Raw genomic sequence first — 4,274 nt, forward strand, 5'->3', positions numbered from 1 at the left:
TGCGGTGAGAAGGGTGTCCAGGTTTCGTGTCACGACTTAACCATCGGGCACCCTTCGCCATGTCCGCGACCTCCTCAGACATCGGACTCAATCATCTAGGTGCGCGCTGCACCGCCGGCGCCCAGGGCGGTGGGCGGCGGCGAGCGGCGAGCGGTGCTGCCGCTGGCGCCCGTGCCAGCGCCCTCGGCGTCCGCCTGGGCCGCGCGTGCTGGCGGCCGCGCCCGGCGTCCGGAGCGTGCGGGGCGCTGGTGCGGCGTCACGGGGCCGGGCGGAGCCGGGCCGCGGCGCGCACCGCTGGAGGACCGCGGGCGCGCACGCTGCCAGCGGCCGGACGCCGCGTCCGGGGCGGCCGGCCGATGGGCGCCCGGCCACGCGCGTTGACCGTCGAGGGCCGCTGGCCAGCGCACCGGTCCCCCGTCAGCGGTCCAGCCGCGGGCGACCGTTGCGCGGTCCGCGCGGCTCTGTTTCCATGCCCTTGGGGGGCGGGGATGCGGAGGTGGCGGTGTACGACTTCTGCGTGGTCGGCGGCGGGATCGTCGGCCTGGCGACCGCGATGCGGCTCCTGGAGCTCCGGCCGGGCGCGAGCCTGCTGCTCCTGGAGAAGGAGGACCGGCTGGGCGCGCACCAGACCGGCCACAACAGCGGCGTGATCCACTCGGGCATCTACTACCCGCCGGGCAGCCTGAAGGCCGAGTACTGCCGACGCGGCGCGCGGATGACGAAGGAGTTCTGCGCCGAGCGTTCGATCGCGTTCGACGAGTGCGGGAAGCTCCTGGTCGCGACCTCCCCGCGTGAGCTGGAGCGGCTGGAGGCACTGCACGAGCGCGCCGGGCGCAACGGGCTGGAGGTGCGCCGGCTCGGCGCCGGGGAGCTGCGGGAGCGCGAGCCCATGGTGCGCGGCCTGGGCGCGCTGCTCGTCCCCTCCGCCGGCATCGTCGACTACCGGCGGGTGGCACGGGCGATGGGCGAGGTGGTCCGGGCCCGCGGCGGCCGCGTCGAGCTGGGGGCCGAGGTGACCGCCATCGCGGAGTCGGCGTCGCGGGTGGCGGTGACGGCGGGCGGGCGCTCCTGGTCGTGCGGCCGGCTGGTGGTGTGCGGCGGCCTGCAGGCGGACCGGCTGGCCCGGCTCGCCGGGCTGCGGAGCGGCCTGCGGATCGTGCCGTTCCGCGGCGAGTACTACCGGCTGCCGGCCCGCCGCCGGGGGATCGTGCGGCACCTCGTGTACCCGGTCCCCGACCCCCGGCTGCCGTTCCTCGGCGTCCACCTCAGCCCCACCGTGGACGGCGGCGTCACGGTGGGCCCCAACGCCGTGCTCGCCCTCGCCCGCGAGGGCTACCCGAAGTTCTCGGTGCGGGCGCGCGACGTGCTCGACTACGCGGCCTTCCCCGGCCTCTGGCGGCTGGCCAGCGCCCACCCGGGCACCGCGGTACGCGAGGTACGCGACTCGCTGTGGAAGCGCGGCTACCTGCGGGAGTGCCGCCGGTACTGCCCCGACCTCACGCTGGCCGACCTGCTCCCGGCCGAGGCCGGCATCCGCGCGCAGGCGGTGCTGCGGGACGGCACCCTCGTGCACGACTTCCTGCTGGAGCGCACCGACCGCATGGTGCACGTGCTCAACGCCCCCTCGCCGGCCGCGACGTCGGCGCTGCCGATCGGCGCCGCCATCGCCGAGGACTGCGTGCGGCCCGTCCGCTGACCGGCCGCGGCTCCGGCGCACCGCGGTGCCGGGATGCGCCGCGCGCCGTGGCCGCGGGCCCCGGCCGGCGGTCGCCGCGGCGGTTCACCGCCGGGCCATCCGCTGGACCCGGGCGATTCGCGCGGCCAGGCTAGAACAGCACGCGTCCCCTCCCCCGACCCCCGCCCGGAAGGATCCCCGAACATGCGGTCCCCCGCACGCTCGTTCCGGCTCGGCGCCGCGCTCGCGGCCGGAGCCCTCGCACTCACCGCCTCCCCCGCGCTGGCCGGCACCGCCGATCCCGCCGGCACCGCCGCGCACGCCTCGCGGGACACGGTCCGGTTCGCCACCTTCAACGCCTCCCTGAACCGGAGCACGGAGGGGCAGCTCGCGGCGGACCTGGCCACCGGCGGCAACGCCCAGGCGCGCACGGTGGCGGAGATCATCCAGCGCAGCCGGCCGGATGTGCTGCTGGTCAACGAGTTCGACCACGACCCCGACGGCACCGCCGCCGCGCTCTTCCAGCGCAACTACCTGTCGGTCGGCCAGGGCGGCGCCGCCCCGATCGAGTACCCGTACCGCTACACGGCCCCGAGCAACACCGGCGTGCCGTCCGGGTTCGACCTGAACAACGACGGCCGGACGGTCACCGAGCCGGGGCAGCCCGGATACGGCGACGACGCCCTGGGCTTCGGCGAGTTCCCCGGCCAGTACGGCATGGTCGTCTTCTCGCGCTACCCCATCGACGAGTCCGCCGTGCGCACCTTCCGCGACTTCCGCTGGGCCGACATGCCCGGCGCCCTGCTGCCGACCGACCCCGCCACCGGCGAGCCGTTCTACGACGAGGACGAGCGGGCCGTGCTGCGGCTCTCCTCCAAGAGCCACTGGGACCTGCCCGTCCGTATCGGGCGCACCACCGTGCACCTCCTCGTGAGCCACCCCACCCCGCCCAGCTTCGACGGCCCGGAGCAGCGCAACGTCCGGAGGAACCACGACGAGATCCGCTTCTGGAGCGACTACGTCCGGCCGGGCGCCGGCGGCTACATCTACGACGACGAGGGCGGGCGGGGCGGCCTGCGGCCCGGCGAGCGCTTCGTGATCGCCGGCGACCTCAACTCCGACCCCCGGGACGGCAACGGCGAACCCGGGGCCATCGGGCAGCTCCTCGACCACCCGCGGGTGAACGCCGCGGCCCCGCCGAGCAGCGAGGGCGCCGCGGAGGCCGCCGCGTCCCAGGGCGGCGCGAACACGTCGCACCTGGGCGACCCGGCGCAGGACACCGCGGACTTCGCCGACGAGCCGGGCCCGGGCAACCTGCGCGTCGACTACGTCCTGCCGTCCCGCCAGCTGCGGACGGCGGGCGGCGGCGTGTTCTGGCCGGCGTCCGCCGACCCGCTGTCCAGGCTGACCGGCGAGTACCCGTTCCCCAGCTCGGACCACCGGCTGGTGTGGCTGGACGTCCGGGCCCGCTGAGGCCGGGGACGCGGCCGCGGCGCCGTCCCGGACGCGGGTTCGCACGTCAGGCGGATTCGCTCCCCGGCGGCCCGGACGGCGCCGGGGCCGCGGCCGGCGTCCCGGCCGCCTCCGGCCGACCGCACACCTAGATGTTGCTGGCCAGCAGGTTGTTGACGTCTGGCGTTAGCGGGCGAAGCCGTGTGTACTCTGGTGCCGTGCTTAGGCAGCAGCGATTTCGTAACCCCCGGCCGGGATATGGCCGCGGGGTCATCGACGCGCGCCAATAGCGCATCAGGTCTCCGCAGGCACGGCCGGGGGAAGTTCTCATCCCTCGCCCACCTGCAATCGATTCTGCTTCGGATCGTCCTGCGACCGATCGACCGAACCCTCACGTCGGAGCAAGCCAACGTGATCCGCAACGCGATCTACCAGGCGGTACACGAAGGGCCGGTGATGGAACTGATCTGAGCCCGGTGGAGGAGACGATGATGTCCTCACGCATTAACGCCAACACTCCGCTCTCGCCGGAGGGACGCCACCGCCTGATCCAGCGCTGCCGCACCCGCCCCATCGCGCACGTGGCCGCCGAGATGGGCATCTCCCGCGCCACGGCATCCACATGGGTCAACCGCTACAAACGGTACGGCGAACTCAGCCTGCTCGATCGTTCATCCGCACCGATACGGCAACCGTCCGCTACGCCGGGCCGACTCGTCGAACAGATCGAGTCGATGCGGCGCGAGCACAAATGGTCGGCATCCCGCATCGCCTTCGAGCTCGACCGGGCCGGAACGCCAGTCAGCCGTCGCACCATCACGCGGCTGCTCGCCCAGCTCGGCCTCAACAGGACAAAGTTCATCGATCCGAACGGCGAGACGAACCGGGACCCCCAACGGATCGAGGCGAAGCGGCCGGGTCGCATGGTGCATATCGACGTGAAGAAGGTCGGGCGCATCCGCGATGGCGGTGGCTGGCGTGTTCACGGAAAGGGCAGCGAGCAAGCAAAAGCCGTCGCCCGTGCGAAGACCCGCGGAACGAAGACCGGGTACGTCTTCCTGCACTCCGCCATCGGCTCCACCTCCCAGGCCCGCTGGACGCGGTCCGCCCGCACCCGGCTCAGCCCCATGCTCCCCACCCACCCGAC

General features: G+C 74.1%; 3 protein-coding genes. All 3 read left to right on the top strand.

Features of this window, described 5'->3' with window-relative positions; translation table 11 throughout:
- Positions 1 to 496: 496 nt before the first annotated feature.
- Positions 497 to 1,696, top strand: coding sequence for an L-2-hydroxyglutarate oxidase (gene lhgO / locus DEF28_RS25720; RefSeq protein WP_233515546.1), 1,200 nt, complete (start codon positions 497 to 499; stop codon positions 1,694 to 1,696).
- 183 nt (positions 1,697 to 1,879) lie between these two features.
- Positions 1,880 to 3,148 (top strand): endonuclease/exonuclease/phosphatase family protein, encoded by a 1,269-nt coding sequence (locus tag DEF28_RS25725; RefSeq protein WP_114400875.1) that lies wholly within the window; start codon positions 1,880 to 1,882, stop codon positions 3,146 to 3,148.
- A 470-nt stretch (positions 3,149 to 3,618) separates the two neighbouring features.
- A partial coding sequence (locus DEF28_RS25735; RefSeq protein WP_233515547.1) for a helix-turn-helix domain-containing protein occupies positions 3,619 to 4,274 on the top strand: 656 nt, incomplete at its 3' end.

It is taken from the genome of Marinitenerispora sediminis, from assembly GCF_003336425.1.
GTDB classification, from domain to species: domain Bacteria; phylum Actinomycetota; class Actinomycetes; order Streptosporangiales; family Streptosporangiaceae; genus Marinitenerispora; species Marinitenerispora sediminis.